Annotated in this window: 9 protein-coding genes; 2 read left to right on the forward strand and 7 right to left on the reverse strand. The window is 71.7% G+C overall.

The annotated features are described in order from the left end of the window. Window positions 1–163 precede the first annotated feature (163 nt). From WMF44_RS00305 to WMF44_RS00320, 4 genes are all read right to left on the reverse strand, one after another. Window positions 164–2110 carry a CBS domain-containing protein gene (locus WMF44_RS00305; protein ID WP_437297116.1) on the reverse strand — a complete coding sequence of 649 codons (1947 nt, stop codon included), beginning with the start codon at window positions 2108–2110 and terminating at the stop codon, window positions 164–166. A 146-nt stretch (window positions 2111–2256) separates the two neighbouring features. After that, entirely contained in the window at window positions 2257–2994 is a 738-nt protein-coding gene (locus WMF44_RS00310; protein ID WP_437297117.1) for a hypothetical protein, read from the reverse strand. Window positions 2995–3194: 200 nt separating this feature from the next. Beyond that, window positions 3195–3989: a hypothetical protein gene (locus tag WMF44_RS00315; protein ID WP_437297118.1), complete on the reverse strand. Its 795-nt coding sequence runs from the start codon at window positions 3987–3989 to the stop codon at window positions 3195–3197. A gap of 102 nt (window positions 3990–4091) precedes the next feature. Next, window positions 4092–5789, reverse strand: coding sequence for a hypothetical protein (locus WMF44_RS00320; RefSeq protein WP_437297119.1), 1698 nt, complete (start codon window positions 5787–5789; stop codon window positions 4092–4094). 80 nt (window positions 5790–5869) lie between these two features. On the opposite strand from WMF44_RS00320, the gene WMF44_RS00325 reads away from it, so the two are divergent. Together WMF44_RS00325 and WMF44_RS00330 are read left to right on the forward strand one after the other, a co-directional pair. After that, the gene (locus WMF44_RS00325; protein WP_437297120.1) at window positions 5870–7195 is read left to right on the forward strand and encodes a hypothetical protein; all 1326 of its coding nucleotides are present in this window, start codon (window positions 5870–5872) and stop codon (window positions 7193–7195) included. Window positions 7196–7232: 37 nt separating this feature from the next. After that, window positions 7233–10565: a lamin tail domain-containing protein gene (locus WMF44_RS00330; RefSeq protein ID WP_437297121.1), complete on the forward strand. Its 3333-nt coding sequence runs from the start codon at window positions 7233–7235 to the stop codon at window positions 10563–10565. A gap of 161 nt (window positions 10566–10726) precedes the next feature. On the opposite strand, the gene WMF44_RS00335 is transcribed toward WMF44_RS00330, so the two are convergent. From WMF44_RS00335 to WMF44_RS00345, 3 genes are all read right to left on the reverse strand, one after another. Then, the gene (locus tag WMF44_RS00335; protein WP_437297122.1) at window positions 10727–11347 is read right to left on the reverse strand and encodes a hypothetical protein; all 621 of its coding nucleotides are present in this window, start codon (window positions 11345–11347) and stop codon (window positions 10727–10729) included. Window positions 11348–11916: 569 nt separating this feature from the next. Continuing rightward, on the reverse strand, window positions 11917–13605 hold the full coding sequence (locus tag WMF44_RS00340; RefSeq protein ID WP_437297123.1) for an SBBP repeat-containing protein: 1689 nt from the start codon (window positions 13603–13605) through the stop codon (window positions 11917–11919). Continuing rightward, window positions 13605–14597, reverse strand: coding sequence for a tetratricopeptide repeat protein (locus WMF44_RS00345; protein ID WP_437297124.1), 993 nt, complete (start codon window positions 14595–14597; stop codon window positions 13605–13607). The genes WMF44_RS00340 and WMF44_RS00345 overlap by 1 nt, the downstream gene beginning before the upstream one ends. Window position 14598 lies beyond the last annotated feature (1 nt).

Raw genomic sequence — 14598 nt, forward strand, 5'->3', positions numbered from 1 at the left:
TCCGCGCGGGAGCGCTGCTCCTCGCAGGGTTCCTAGAAGAATAAAAAACGCAAAGACGCAAAGACGCAAAGACGCAAAAAGGCGTCGAGAAGAATTTTTCTCGCTTCTCCTTGCGCCTTTGCGTCTTTGCGTTTCATTCTCTCTCTTTGCCACTCCGGCGCGCTCACGCCTCGCGCAGGAAGGCCTCGAGCAGCGCCGCCGAGACGTCGAGGAGATCGCGCTCGGTCACGATGCCCACGAGCCGCTCGCCCGCGACGACGGGCAGGCAGCCGACGCGGTGCTCGCGCATGATCCGCATCGCCTCCAGCGTCGGCGTGTCCGGCGCGACGGTCACGGGGTCGGGCCGCATGATCGACGCCACCGTGGGCGGCGCGGATCCGCTCGGCGCCGCCGCGGCGCCGCGGGCCACGAGCCGGAGCAGCGCGCGGTGGGAGACGACGCCGACGAGCCGGCCCTGCTCGTCCTCGACCGGGACGTGGCGCACGTGCCGCCAGTCCATGACGCTCGCCGCGAAGTCGACGATGTCGGCGGGACGCACCGTGAAGAGATCGGTCGACATGAACTGGCCGACGGTCCGGTAGCTGTCGCGCACGAGGTCCAGGTCGTCCTCGAGCGCGGCGGGCTCCCACGCGTGCACCGGGCGCCCGGCCCCGCCACCCCGGGCCTCCTCTTGCTGGCGGGCGAGCATCGCGGCGCAGAGGGCGCGGCTTCGCAGCTCCGGGGTGCCCCGCCCGGCCATGGCCGCGAGCGAGCCGAGCGCCCACTGCGCGCCCGTCTGGCCGCGGCGGACCCGCTCCTCGACGACGCCGAGGTACCGGTCGACGTCGGCGGCGTCGATGCCCGCGGCCGAGAGGCCCGCCCGGGCGGCGGGGAGGAGGTGCGAGAGGATGAGCTCCGGGGCAGGGAGGCTCCGGCCGCCGAGCCACGTGAGCTGCGCCTTGAGGCCGTGGCGGGCCGCCGCGAAGAAGTTCGCCTTGGCGTCCTCGAACGGCATCTCGAGGTCGATGCGCGGGTGCTCGGCGGCGAGGCCGGTCATGAGGCCGAAGAAGAAGGCGGCGTTCGCGACCTCGTCGAGGATCGTGGGCCCCGAGGGCAGCGCGCGGCTCTCGATGCGCAGGTGCGCGACCCCGGCCAGGGCGCCGTAACAGGGGCGGTTCCAGCGGTAGACGGTGCCGTTGTGGACCCGCAGGGCCTTGAGGTCCGGCGCCTCCCCGCGCGCGAGCACGGCCGCGGGGGGCTCGCCGGGATCGGCGGTCATGATCACGCGGAACCGCGCGATGTCCTCGCGGAAGAGATCGAGCACGCCGCCCTGCACCCAGCCGTCGCCGAAGTGGACGCGAGGCCTCTGCTGCCGGCCCTCGAGCGCGCTCGGGCGGGTGTCGACCGAGGTCTCGAAGAGGGCGATCCGGGTCTCGTGCCAGAGCCGCTGCCCGAGGAGCAGCGGCGAGTTGACCGCGGCGGCGAGGACGGGCGCGGTCACCGCCTGGGCGAGGTTGTAGAGCGACGCGAACTCCCGCGCCCCGACCTGGAGGTGGACCTGGAAGCTCGTGTTGCACGACTCGAGCAGGATGTTGTCGTGGGTCATCTCGAGCTCGTCGAGCCCGTGGATCGAGACGCGGAAGTCGCCCTGGCGCAGCCGCAAGAGCGCGCGGTTGAGCTCGTGGTAGCGAGGCGCCGGCGTGAGGTTCTCGAGGCGGAGGTCGCCGGCGCGCAGGGTGGGGAGGATGCCCGTGAGCAGGACGTCGGCGCCGGCGGCGCGCGCGGCCTCGGCCGCCCGCCCGATGACCTCCGAGAGCTCGGCCTCGAGCCGCCGCAGGCAGTCGCCGCCGAACGGGAGCGGGGTGAGGTTCGCCTCCAGGTTGAAGCGAGCGAGCTCGGTCGTGAGCCGAGCGTCGGCGGCCCGCTCGAGCACCTCCAGCGCGAGCGGGGCGGGCCGGAGCGCGCGGTCGACGAGGAACATCTCCTGCTCGGCGCCGATGCGGCGCACGCCGGACTCGATGCGATCCTCCAGGAGGAGGCGCTCGAGCGCCTCCACGTCGTCGAGCAGCGCCCGCATGAACGCCTTGTGCTGCTCGTCGCTCGCCTGCTCGGAGACGTGCTGCTCGCCCATGGTGATCGCCCCGCCTTTCGCTCGCTCCCGCGCCAGGGAAGCCTACGACGGCGAGCGGCAGGGGGCGCGGGGGATCCCCCCCGGCGTGACGGCGGGCGGCTGGCTCGGCGCGGGCGGCGCGGCGGCGAGCGAAGGCGGGCGACGCGTCAGAAGCTGCGGCCGGCAGCGAGCCGCAGGGTGGCGACCTTGTCCTCCGCGAGGCCGAACCCGAGCGGCGCGTCGAGCGCCACGAGCAGCCCTGCCCGGGCGTAGAAGCCGGGCTGCTTCAGCGTGTAGGTGAAGAACGGCTCCATCGCGAGCTGCATCCTGTCGTCGCGGGTGAGCGTCAGCGCGGCCTGGAGGCGGAGCCCGCCGCCGTAGGGGCCTCGGCCGCGCAGCTCGAGCTCGTCGCCCTGCTCGACCACGAGCTCGACGCCGGCCTTGCTGGTCGGGAGGGCGAACATCACCGCGGTGTCCGCGCGGTAGAAGAGCCGCGCGGCGAGCTCGGCCTCGACGCCGCCGCGGGCCCTCAGGGGCAGGTGCCCGGCGGTGAGTCGGTGCAGGTCGAAGGAGGCGCGCGCGGGGGCGGTCGCCTGCAGCGTGGCGCGGGCGTCGGCGTCGGGGGCGCTGAGGACGGGGATCGAGAGCGCGCCGCCGCCGAAGACGGTGAGCTTGCGCGAGAGGGCGCGCGCATAGTGGGCGCCGACCGTGGGGTTGCCGAAGAGAAGGCTGCCCGCGCTGCTGCTCTCGTCGACGCCGAGCCGGGTGGACCGGAACGAGGCGGAGACGTCGCCATAAGCGAGCGGGAGATCCACGTCGAGGTGGAGCCGGCCGAACCACGCGAGCTGACCTCGGAGATCGAAGGTCAGCCCGAACGTGCTCACCTCGGACGTGACATCGTCCATGGCCCAGGAGGCCGACTTGCTCAGGACGTCGAGCTCGAGCTCCGCACGCGATCCCTGGGATTTAGCCCAGCTGTTCTTTTCTGCCGGGGCGGCAGGGGGTGCCGTGAGCCAGAGCGAGAGCAGGAGAGCGGAGGAGAGCAGCGATCTCGCGTTCACTCAGGCCCACCTGCGAGGACTACCATGGCTCGGCTCGGCCGTGGTCAGCGAACGGCGCCCTCGGCGCCCGCGGCCTCCTCGTCCTCGTCCTCCTCGTCGTCCTCGTCCTCGTCGTCCTCGTCCTCGTCAGCGTCATCGTCGCCGTCGAACAGCAGGGAGGGAGCGCCTTCGTTGCCGTGCTCCGCGAAGATCGCGTCGGCGGCGATCACGAGCTCCTCCATGCGGTCGGCGTCGGCGGGGCCGTACACGGCGAGCGCCATGGTGCGATCCTGCACGAACAGCCACGCGTCGGGGAAGTCGAGCAGGGCGTCGCGGATGCTCTTCGAGAGCCACCGGCCGATGGCCTTCGCTTCGGGCCCCTCGACAAGGAACTGCTCCATGAACTCCGGGTCCTTCTTGAACTGGACGCCGGTGTTGGGGACACGCCTGCCATCGACGATGGGCAGCGGGCACACGGTGAGCCGGGGCGCGGCCTTGGCCAGCTTGGTGAGGACCACCTGGTACTCGCTGCCGTTCTTCGCGTCCGGGCCCACGACCGCGACGTAGGCGAGCTTCGGGACGAGCTCGTAGCGGGCGAGGACCGCGCCGCCGCCCGTCTCCTGCAGCGTGTGCTGGAGGCTGGACGGCAACGAGCGCACCGGACGAGGGCCGTCGGCGACGGTGTCGGCCTTTCGGCCGCCCGGCTTCGCGCCGGGGCGGGCCGGGGCCGCCTCGGGGGTCATCAGGGCGCGCCAGCGCGCGAGCTCGCGGTCGCGCCGCGCCTCGTGCCGACCGCGCAAGCCGGTCAGGAACCAGACGACGAGCAACGCAAGGGGACCTACGTACCAGAGCCAGGGCATGGGGCGGCGATGCTAGCAAACCTCGCGGAGCTGCGGTGGGGTCGCGCGCGCCCGCGAAGCTGCGAGGCTGTCGTGGCGAACCCCGCCGCTTCGCGGCGAGGTTCAGTGCGCGGGGGCCGGAGCGGCGTCGTCCGGCCGCTCGAAGACGCACCAGTAGCCGTTCTTGCTGTGGCGCACCATCCCGGCCACCTGGTACACGCCCCGGAAACGCCGGTCCTTGCGGAGCTTCTCCTGCGCCGGGAACGGGAGCTTGTCGCACGTGTCGGCGCCGCCGACGAACACGAAGTAACGCGGCATCTTGTCGAAGACGTGCTGCACGTAGCCGGGGCCCGTCTTGCGCGTGTAGCCGCCCGGGAGCTTGGAGATCACGGGATCGACGAGGCCGAGGAGATCGAGCACCGGGTAGTCGGTCACATACCCGATGTACCCGATGTCGCCCACGGCGACCTCGCCGGGCTTGCCGTGCTCCACGAACCAGTTGGCCACGCCGCCCGCGGCGCTGTCCCAGAACCGCTTCTCGTCGTCGAGGATCCGGTGCTGGGCGCGCTCGATCCGCTGCGCCCGGAAGGCGCCCAGCGCGATGAGGCAGCCGAGCGCGAGCACGCCGGCCCCCGCGGCGAGGGCGATCGCCCCGCCCTCGGGCGCGTCCGCGGCGCGGGCCGAGAGCTGGGCGAGCAGCGGCTCGAGCAGCGCGCGCGCGCCGAGGCCCGCGAGGAGGAAGCAGAACGGCTCGAACGGGCTCATGAAGCGGTAGTACGGCATCCAGTCCCCGCCCACGAGGAGCACGTAGCCGCCCACCGCGAGCGCGAGGGCCGCGACGCAGAGCGCGTCGCGGTGGCGCGCGACGATCGCCACGCAGAGGCCGAAGAGCCCGAGCAGCAGCGCCGGCCACGTGTGCTCCGCGTACTCCGCGAGGTAGCGCTGCCCCCCGGCCAGCTGCTCCGCGAGGCTGCCGGTCTTGGCGCTCAGCGTGTTCGGCAGCCACGTGCCGTAGTAGCTGTGCCGCCAGAGCATGTGGCACGCGATGGGCGCGGCGAAGACGACGCCGCGGAGGAGGTTCTGCCGCCCGAAGAAGCGCAGGCCGAGGAAGAGCATCGGTATGCCGATGAACATCGGCGCTTCCGGGCGCGTCAGGCCGGCGAGCCCGAAGACGAGGCCCGAATACGGGAAGCCGGTCCCCCGGTCGCGCTCGCGGAACATCATCTCGGTGCCCGCGAGGACGAGCAGGACGAACAGCGGCGTCTCCAGGCCGAAGACGGCATATCCGCTCTGCACGATCGAGCTCGCGAACAGCCACGTGGCGATGCAAGGGACCGCGCCGTGCGGGCGGAGCCGGGCCGAGAGCAGGTAGAGCGCGCCGAGCGAGCCGCAGGCGGCGAGCCCGCCGAGCACCTTGGCGACGACGTCGGGGTCGAGGCCGAGCTTGATGCCGCCCGCGAGCAGCACGGTCCAGAGGAAGTTCGTGTACCCCTCGATGCGCTCGCCGGCGTTGTAGACGAGCCCGAGGCCCCGGGCGAAGTTGCGCGCGTACCGGTACGAGATGTACGCGTCGTCGATCGTGAACGAGCGCACGCGCACCATGTTCACGACGAGCAGGAACGCCGGCAAGACGAGGCCGAACGCGCGGTGCAGGCGCTCGGAGAGCGGCGCGCCTCGCACCCAGTCGCGCAGGCGTCGGGCCGGGGGCGCGCCTCCGACGACGTCGTCGCCCGCCGCTTCCATGTCGCCGTCGGCCTCGCCGCTCGGAGGGGCGACCCCGAGTTGCCCGTGCTCTGCTTCTTGCGGTTCCAGGAAAGCCATGTGAAGCCTCTCCCTACCATGGATGGTTCATGTCGGGGTCGTTTCTTGGTCGAGGCCCTCATCCAAGCTATCCTCGCGACATGCGTGCAGCCATTGTCGCTCTTGCCGCCTCCTCCGCCCTTTTCGTCGCGCCCCCGGCGCTCGGTGCCCGAGGCGTGCCGTGCGGCTTCTATGGCATCGATCCAGGGGCACCCGTCGACGCAGGGGAGGTGATCCTCGACGAGGATCACGCGAAGCGGCTCGCGCGCGCGGGCGCCGGCGCCGTGCGCGTCGAGTTCCTGCTCGATGACGCCGACGCGTGGGACGACGACAAGCTCGAGCAGTACGACGCCATCATCGACGCGGCGCGCGCCGCGGGCCTCGAGCCGGTCGGGCTCCTCTCTCACCGCACGATCGGAGAAGGACAGGACGTCTGGAATGACGATCCGGACCGGGACGGCGACAATGCGTACGTGGAGGCGTTCGCCGAGACGGCAGAGGCGCTCATGACGAGGTACGCCGGGGACGTCGTCCAGTGGGAGATCTGGAGTCAGCCGAACTGCTCCGAGCTCCCCGACCCCGCGCTCGACCCGGAGCACGCCGGCTGCACCTTCATCCTGCCCCGGGTGCTCGCGCAGATCCTCGCCCAGATCCGCATCCGCAACGAGGCGCTCTTCAACGTCGACGCGCTGTCGCTGACCACGGGCGGCCTGCTCGCCTCGGACGACGCCGCCGCGCCGTTCTCGGGGGTCGATTACCTGCGCGAGCTCTACGCGCAGCCGGCGTGGGACGATCTCGAGGCGCGCTTCGGCCAGCGGACGCCGTGGTCTCGCCTCGGCCAACAGCTGTTTTTCCATCAGCGCACCGAGGTCGATCCGGTGACGCTCAACGATTATCTCGACGCGCTGCGCGACCTCGCCGACGACGAGGGGGACGAGAGCCCCTTCGCCGTGACCGGGATGGCGTGGTCGAGCGCGCTCGCCGGCGAGGAGCTCCAGGCGGCGAACCTGACAACGTCGTTCGAGATCCTCTCGGAGCGCGACGACGTCGCCGGCGTGGTCTGGGCCAGCTTCCAGGACGCGCCGCTCGACGAGCAGCCCTTCGGCCTCGTCGACGAGGCCGGCGTGGAAAAGCTCGCGCTCGCCGCGTTCAGCGAGTCGGCCGACAACTGCGAGCCGGCGGCGCAAGGCGGGGGGTCGGGGAGCGGCGGCGGGGGGAGCGGATCGAGCGGCGGCGGCGTCGCGGCCGGCTCGCCGCCCGGCACCAGCGGACAGGTGGGGCGGCCGATCGACGGAAAGCGGCGCGCGAGCTCCTGCAGTTATGCCGCGGGCGCAACCAGCGGAGGCGGAACGCGGTCAGATGTGGGTTGGCTCGCATTGTTCGCGATCGGCGCGATCGCGATGGTGCGCTGCCGCCGCGTCATTTGAAGGCAACTCGAGCGCTCTCGTCGCCGACAGGGGAGGCATGCCTCACAGCTCGGCGCGCTTCGCGCGGCGGATGGCCGTGCACGTCGGACTTTTGCTCTTCAATGGTTGCGGGCACGACGGCGCGGGCGGTCGCTCCGGCGTCTGCGGCGATGGCGTGGTCGACGAGGGCGAGGTGTGCGACGACGTCAATACCGCGGAGGGCGACGGCTGCTCGCCGACGTGCCAGCGCGAGAAGCCAGCGGCGCCCCGCTGCGGCGACGGCGCGCTCGACGCGGGCGAGGCGTGCGACGATGGCAACACGGCGGCCAGGGACGGCTGCTCGGCGGCGTGCGAGGTCGAGGTGCCCCCGCGCTGCGGCGACGGCGCCATCGATCCGGGGGAGCAGTGCGACGACGGGGACGTCGCGACGGGCGACGGCTGCGAGGCCGATTGCACGAAGACGCCGGCCGAGGAGACCGTCTGCGAGGAGCTTCTGCCGCTCGCGCAGGGGACGTGCGAGGTGGCCGCCGGCGCGGGCGCGACGCTGATCCGGGGCGTCGTGCTGGCCCCCGGCAGGGTGTACCGGGGCGGGCGGGTGCTCGTGGACGAGCGGGGCGCGATCGCGTGCGTCGGCTGCGCTTGCGAGGCGGCGGGCGCGACGGAGATCCGGTGCCCGACCGGCGTCGTCTCCCCGGCGCTGATCAACACGCATGATCACATCACGTACACGCAGAACAGCCCGTATACCCCGACCGAGGAGCGCTATGAGCACCGGCACGACTGGCGCACCGGCAACAACAAACACACGAGGATCGACACGCCCGGCATGGCGAGCCAGGCGCAGATCCGCTGGGGCGAGCTCCGCTTCCTGATGAGCGGCGCGACCTCGATCGTGGGCTCGGGGAGCGCGCCAGGCCTCCTCCGGAACCTGGACCGGGCCGACCAGGAGGGCCTGGGCCAGAGCGCGGTCCGTCTCGACACGTTCCCGCTCGACGACACGGGCGGCCGTGAGCTCGTGAGCGGTTGCGGCTACTCGGCCGACATGGTGACGGGGGAGGACGTCGAGGGAGAGGACGCCTATTGCCCGCACGTCGCCGAGGGGATCGACGCGTCGGCGCGCAACGAGTTCGTCTGCCTGAAGGCGGCGCCGAACGACGTGCTCGAGCCGCAGAGCGCGTTCATCCACGGGATCGGCCTGACCGCGCCCGACTACGCGGCGATGGCGGCGGAGGGCACGGCGCTCATCTGGTCTCCCCGCTCCAACATCACGCTTTACGGCGACACCGCCGTGGTCACCGCCGCCGCCCGCCTCGGGGTGCAGATCGCGCTCGGCACCGACTGGATCGCGACCGGATCGATGAACCTCCTGCGCGAGCTCCGGTGCGCGGCGGCGCTCAACGAGGCGTATTACGACGGCTTCTTCACCGATGAGGAGCTGTGGAGGATGGTCACCGGGAGCGCCGCCGCGGTCACCGCGGCGGACGACGTGATCGGCGCGCTGTCCACGGGGAAGGTCGCCGACATCGCGATCTTCGACGGCAGAGAGCGCGAGGGCCACCGCGCGGTGGTCGCCGCCGATCCCGAGGACGTCGTCCTCGTGATGCGCGGCGGAAAGGTCCTGTATGGCGACGCGGCCGTGGTGTCCGCGGTCCGGGGCGCGGGCGCATGCGACGCGGTCGATGTGTGCGGCGTGTCGAAGCAGGTCTGTCTGCGGGACGAGATCGGGATGACGCTGGAGGACCTCGAGCAGCAGGCGGGCGAGATCTACCCGGCCTTCTTCTGCGGCGAGCCCGAGGGCGAGCCGCTCTGCACCCCGTCCCGCGTGGAGAGCGCGCCCCTGAACGCCTCGGTGAACGGCTCGACCGTCTACACAGGGCAGCCGACGGACGCGGATCTCGACGGCGACGGCATCGAGAACGGCGCGGACGATTGCCCGAGCGTCTTCAACCCGATCCGGCCGCTCGACGACGGGGGCCAGGCCGACTTCGACAACGACGGCGACGGCGACGCCTGCGACGCGTGCCCGCTCGACGCGGGCAGCACGCTCTGCTCGCCGCCGGACCCGAACGACGCCGACAACGACGGCACGCCGAACGGCGCGGACAGCTGCCCGAACCTCCAGAACCCCGGCCAGGCCGACGCGGACGGCGACGGCAAGGGCGACCCGTGCGACCTGTGCCCGGACCAGGCGAACCCAGGGCCCCTGGGCTGCACGGTGGCGATCTACGCTATCAAGGACGGCACGCGCGCGGCGGGCGAGACGGTGGCCCTGGAGAACGTGCTCGTGACCGGGAAGCACGCGAGCGGCTTCTTCGTCCAGGCGAAGCCGGGGGACCCGGGGTACGCGGGGCCGGCGTACTCCGGCGTCTACGTGTACAGCCCGCAGAACACGGTGCTTGTCGGCGATCGCGTGCGGATCCCGAGCGCGGTGATCGCGAGTTACTTCGGGCAGATCCAGCTCGGGTCCGCCGTGGTCGAGGTGATCGCGTCGCTCGGCGAGGCGGCGCCGGCCCCGGAGCCCGTCGCGCCGGCCGACATCGCGACGGGCGGCGCGCGCGCCGCCGAGCTCGAGGGGGTCCTCGTCGAAATGGGGGACATCTCGGTGATCGGGCTCGACACGGGATATCATGAGTTCATCGTCACAGGCGATCTGCGCGTGGACGACCTCCTGTACCGGGCCAACCCCTTCCCGGCGGAAGGCGACCATTTCGCGAGCATCCGCGGCATCCTCACCCACCGGAACGGCGACTCGAAGGTCGAGCCGCGCGGCGTCGAGGACCTCGTGACGACCCTTGGGGCGGTGGCCGCGACGGCAGGGCTCGTGATCAACGAGGTGGATTACGATCAGCCGGGCGGAGATGGAGCCGAGTTCATCGAGGTCTACAATGGCGCCGGCGCGCCCGTGGATCTCACGGGCCATGCGCTCGTGCTGGTCGATGGATCCAGCAGCGCGCCCTCCGCCTACAGGACGCTCGATCTGAGCTCCGCCGGTACGCTCGCGGCTGGCCAGTACCTCGTCGTCGGCAGCACGGCGGTGGTCGGCACCGACACCATGCCAGGCGTCGTGGCGGAAGGCGCGGTGACGATCGCCTTCTCGGGCGCGCAGACCGACCGGATGCAGAACGGGGCTCCCGACGGGATCGCGCTGATAAACACCATGACAGGGGCCGTGATCGACGCGCTCTCCTACGAGGGGAGCATCCCCGCCGTCACGATCGGGGGCGCCAGCGTGAGCCTCGTCGAAGGCGACGCGTTGCCGGCCACGGTGGCGGACGGTGGCATGGCGGCAGGCTCGCTCTGCCGCCTGCCCGACGGGGCGGACACGAACCGGGCCGCCGTCGACTGGGCGCTCTCCGCGACGATCACCCCTGGTGCGGCGAACGTGCCGTGAGCTCGGCCGAGACGCTGCGCTCCTCGGCGCAGCGCACCTCGACGGCTCGCGGTTCGCCCGGCGCCACGCGGTCCGCGCCGCGCGCGCCGGTGTCTTCGTCCTGTCGGCTGTGTCCGGAGAGAGTGAAGAGAATCAGGGAGGAATGGGCCGCGAGCGGGGGCTCACAGGCAGCCGCAAAGCGGGTCGCCCGCCTTGCACACGCACTTTCCGCCCTTCTTGGCCGGCGCCGCCGCGCTGGCGCCCCGCGCCGCCTTGCTGCCGGACGTCGCCGCTCGGCCGCGGAGGGTTGCGGCCCCCTTGGTGGTCGACGTCTTTGCGCTGGCCACGTCCTCGCCCTGCGCCAGCGCCTTGGTCGCCTCCGTCGCCTTGTAATCGGCGAACGCCTTCTGCGCCTTCTCGGCGTCGCTCTTGGCGGCGTCGAGCGCGAGGGTAAGCTCGGTGATCTTCCGGTTGCGCTCGTCGAGCTGGAGGTTGAGCTGCGCGATCCTGTCCTGCTCGGCCACGCGGGCGGCCACGGCCTCGGCCTGCGCCGCCTCGGCTTGCTTCACCTTGCCGGCGAAGGTGGTCACCGCGACCGCGGCCACGGCCGCCACGATTAGACCCACCCCGAACACGAACCGACCCCGCCGCTTCTGCCGCACGCCGTGGGCGATCGCCTCGAGCTCGCGCTCAAGGTCCCCCGAGCCCGACATGGGCGGCACGCTGGCAGCCACCGGCGCGATGCTGGCGGGCCCTCTCGTCCCCTGGTAGAGCACTCCCGGGCTTTGTTGCGTGTTCATCATCGCGCGCGACCTCCTCCTGCGTGAGCCATTCCTCCTCTAAGCAAGTGGGGGGGCCTCCAAGCAAGTGTGATGCCAGGTGAGCGCGCCTCGACTTGGCGCCGTGTGCATCGTCCGTGAAGCAAACGGCGGTGCAACGCGAGGACTCACACCGCAAAGCGGGCGGCTCGCACCGCAAAACGAGGACTCACACCGCAAAATGAGGGCTCTCGAGGCGCCCCCGAGGCGAGTCGCGCGAGATCCGGGTGGATCACTTGTTCTGGTGCATGGATCGCTCACCGGACCTCGATGCGTCCCCTGGTCCGATGGAGGTCCTGCACCACGCGCCGGCGACACGGGGCTGTCGGCGCGGAGGGAGCGCCGCCTCGGGGCAGCGACCGGAAGTGTCCCGATCGAGCCAACGATTCCGGCCACTTGCGGCCGCAGTCTGGCCACTTGCGGCCGCAGTCCGGCCACTTGCGGCCGCAGTCTGGCCACTTGCGGCCGCAGTCCGGCCACTTGCGGCCGCAGTCCGGCCACCGCCGCGCCGCCGCGGGATCCGAGGACGAGCGCGCCTCGTCGCGAGGTGGCCGTCAGGGCTTCAGCTTGGCGACGAAGGCGTCGGCGCCCCCGGAGCTCATCATGGGGTCCCCCCCGAGATCGATCCTGCCGCTGAAGCTGCCCGTCAGCGCGATGGCTCCCAGCTCATCCACGGCGACGGCCCGGGCGCGCTGCTCCGCCGCGTCGCCGAACGATTTGGCCCAGGCCGTATCGCCGTTCGGCGTGAGCTTCGCGAAGAAGGCGTCGGTGCCGCCGAGGGCCTGGAGCCGCGGGCTCGGGGCGCCGAAGTCGATGGAGCTCTCGAACTCTCCGACCACGATAACGTTGCCCGCCTGGTCGACCGCCACCCCCAGCGCCTTCTGATCTTCCGCATCCCCGTACAGACGGTTCCAGAGGTGCTTGCCCTCCTCGTTGAAGGCGGCGACGACCGCGTCGTTTCCTCCGGCGTATCTCCGCGGCGCTCCGTCGAAATTGATCGTTCCCCCGGTGCTCCCTGCCACGACGATGTCCCCCTTCGCGTCCACCGCGACCGCCGTAAATTCCTGGCTCATGGTGTCGCCGAAGATCTTGGCCCAGAGCGGCGTCCCGCCCCCGTTGAGCTTCGCGATGAAGGCGTCATCGCCCTGAGCATCGAGGAGCGTCGTTCCGAAGTACACCTCGCCGGCGATGCGGCCGACCAGGACCACGTCTCCTTCGGGCGTGACGGCAGCGTCGTTCGCGACCTCGGCGGTCGTATCGCCGAAGTTCCTGCTCCAGGCGAAGTTTCCGAGGGGGTCCATCTTCGCGACGAAGATGTCCTCTCCACCTTTGCTCGTCAGGCGGTCCCCGCCCATCTGCCGCCCGCCCAGCACGTCGGCCCAGTCGGTGAAGCTGCCAGCGACGACGATGTTGTCGTCCGGATCCACCGCGAGCCCGTAAACTCTATCGACGCTCGGACCGGCGATGGTCTTGATCCAGTCCAGGGCGCCCTCTGCGTCGAGCTTCGCCACGAACACGTCCGAGCTGCCTTTGCTCGTGAGCGGCGTCCCGTCGAAGTTAAGTGTATTTTCGAAGGTCCCGGCCAGGATCACGCCGCCGTTCTTGTCGAGCGCGACGCGATTGCAAGAATCGGAGCCGTTCCCCCCGAACGCCTTCGACCATTCCTTCGCGCCGCCAGGGCCGAGCTTGACGACGAAGCCGTCGGACGCTCCCTGGCTGCCGACGGAATCCAGGCTGGTGCTGAAGGCACCCGCGACAAGGATGTTGCCTTCCCTGTCGAAGATGACGTCATGACCGATCTGCTCGCCGTTCACTCCGAGCTGGGTGCTCCACTCGTGCGCTCCGGTGCACTCCGCCACACCGTCGCAGCTCTCGTCATTCGCCTTCGTACAGGCCTCGGTCCTGGGGAGCACCTCGTCGACGCACGTGCCGCCGCGCAGGCAGCCGTCCTTGCACTCGCCGACTCTCCTTGTCGACTCGGGGCCTGTATAACAAGGCTCGCAGGGCTCGCTCCCGCCTCCGCCCGCGGCGCCCGCGCCGCCCGCACCTCCCGCGGCGCCCGCGCCTCCCACGCCGCCCGTGCCTCCGGCGCCGCCCGCGGCGCCCACGCCGCCCATTCCCCCTTGCGCGGTGCCGCCGCCGCTGATGGCGCCCGGCATGAGCACGCCTTGATCGAAGCACCCGCCCAGCGCGCCGGCCACGCCGAGCGCGCCGCAAAGGACCATGAAGCCGTTGCGTCTCATCAAAACACCCCCGTGATCCCGGCACCCCACGGCGATATCCACGGTCGGACCGCTGCGCCCTTGAGCCCCGCCGCCGCGGACGGCGCGGTGAGGAGCAGCGCGACGCCGCCCGCGGCGAGCGCCCCGCCCACGATGAACGCCGGCGCAGGGACGAGGCGCAGGTCGTTGTACGAGCCCAGCCTGTCGCGCGTCTTCGGCGTATCCGGGCACACGACGTCCTCGGTGCACCCGAGATCGATCAGCTCGCTGCGCCGCGCGCTCGTGATGCCGAACGTGATCCCACCGACGACGAGCGCCGCGGCGCCCGTGCCGACGGCGGTCCAGCCGAGCACGCGCTGCGTGGTGCCCGGCGCCAGGCCGGCGGGCGGGGGGAGGACGATGGGCGGGCGGACACCGACGGGGAACTCGAGCGCGAGCGCCGCCTCCTGCCGCTCCTGCAGCGCGATCTCCCGCCGGACGACACGCCCCGCCCACGTGGCCTCGACGACGTGCTTGCCAGGATCGACAGGCTGGCTGACCCCCACCAGCGCGGGTGGCATCGGCTTGCCGTCGATGGTGATCTGCACCTCGCGCTCCGGGGCGCCGCGCACCCCCACAGAGAGCCTGGGGATCCGTGGCTTGAGGTCGTCGTACGCTCTCCCCGCGTCGGCGACCGCGGCCTTGAAGACGTCGCTGGCCGAGGCGTCGAGCGAGGTGCGGCTCACTTGCAGGTAGCGCTCGGAGGCCTCGATGAGGCGCCCGAGCTGCTCGAGGCACCGCGCGGCATAGAGGTCGATCGTCGGCGCCTGGACCAGCTGGTCCGCGCGCCCGAACTTGTCGAGCGCCGCCGCGTACTGGCCCTTGTCGAAGAGGTCGAGGCCCTCTTCGGCGAGGGCCCGGGCGGCGTTCATGGTGGCGGGGTCGACGTCGGCCGCCCGCGCGGTGGTCGCGAGCGCGAGCGCGAGCGCGAACGCGATGGTGGCGGTGCCCGAGACCCTCGATCGCGCGCGCATT

It is taken from the genome of Sorangium sp. So ce426 (assembly GCF_051475585.1).
GTDB classification, from domain to species: Bacteria; Myxococcota_A; Polyangia; order Polyangiales; family Polyangiaceae; genus Sorangium; species Sorangium cellulosum_B.

What these genes read in the sequence shown, in the direction of transcription:
- WMF44_RS00305 (WP_437297116.1), bottom strand. Translation starts at nt 2,110, where the DNA reads ATGGGCGAGCAGCACGTCTCCGAGCAGGCGAGCGACGAGCAGCACAAG.
- WMF44_RS00310 (WP_437297117.1), bottom strand. Translation starts at nt 2,994, where the DNA reads ATGGACGATGTCACGTCCGAGGTGAGCACGTTCGGGCTGACCTTCGAT.
- WMF44_RS00315 (WP_437297118.1), bottom strand. Translation starts at nt 3,989, where the DNA reads ATGCCCTGGCTCTGGTACGTAGGTCCCCTTGCGTTGCTCGTCGTCTGG.
- WMF44_RS00320 (WP_437297119.1), bottom strand. Translation starts at nt 5,789, where the DNA reads ATGGCTTTCCTGGAACCGCAAGAAGCAGAGCACGGGCAACTCGGGGTC.
- WMF44_RS00325 (WP_437297120.1), top strand. Translation starts at nt 5,870, where the DNA reads ATGCGTGCAGCCATTGTCGCTCTTGCCGCCTCCTCCGCCCTTTTCGTC.
- WMF44_RS00330 (WP_437297121.1), top strand. Translation starts at nt 7,233, where the DNA reads ATGCCTCACAGCTCGGCGCGCTTCGCGCGGCGGATGGCCGTGCACGTC.
- WMF44_RS00335 (WP_437297122.1), bottom strand. Translation starts at nt 11,347, where the DNA reads ATGATGAACACGCAACAAAGCCCGGGAGTGCTCTACCAGGGGACGAGA.
- WMF44_RS00340 (WP_437297123.1), bottom strand. Translation starts at nt 13,605, where the DNA reads ATGAGACGCAACGGCTTCATGGTCCTTTGCGGCGCGCTCGGCGTGGCC.
- WMF44_RS00345 (WP_437297124.1), bottom strand. Translation starts at nt 14,597, where the DNA reads ATGCGCGCGCGATCGAGGGTCTCGGGCACCGCCACCATCGCGTTCGCG.